The organism is Gilvimarinus sp. 1_MG-2023 (assembly GCF_030548285.1).
Genome location: NZ_JAUOSC010000446.1, coordinates 1 through 347 on the forward strand (window position 1 = coordinate 1; position 347 = coordinate 347).

General features: G+C 51.6%; 1 protein-coding gene. It reads right to left on the reverse strand.

Going from position 1 to position 347, the window contains the following annotated elements; genetic code table 11:
* Window positions 1-347, reverse strand: a 347-nt coding sequence (locus Q4563_RS17570) for a hypothetical protein (protein WP_303605414.1), incomplete at both ends; no start/stop codon positions are given.

Consider the following 347-nt stretch of genomic DNA (forward strand, 5'->3'; position numbering starts at 1 on the left):
GTGCAATGCAACTGCGAGAGTGCGCCAGCCCGCGTTGTTTAGTTGCCGACGACCATGAGGAATACTCAATTCGCGTCCATCCAGCAGGCGCATACGGGTTTCACCAGAGCCGATACGCACACTGCGCAGCAGTAAAACATAGTGATTATCCTGATCGCTGTAACGTGTTTCTGCCTTGTGTTCTGGCAAGGTTTTGCCACCTTTGGATAGTGTGAGTTTTGCCAGTGCTTGTTGTGCTTCTTCTCCGGTACGGAAACGAGAGCCTTGCTTTAGTTCATGTAGCAGAGTGGCCCATGGTGCGGTTTCAGAGCGTTCGGTATAGGTTTGGTCAATTAGGGGGCGAATAC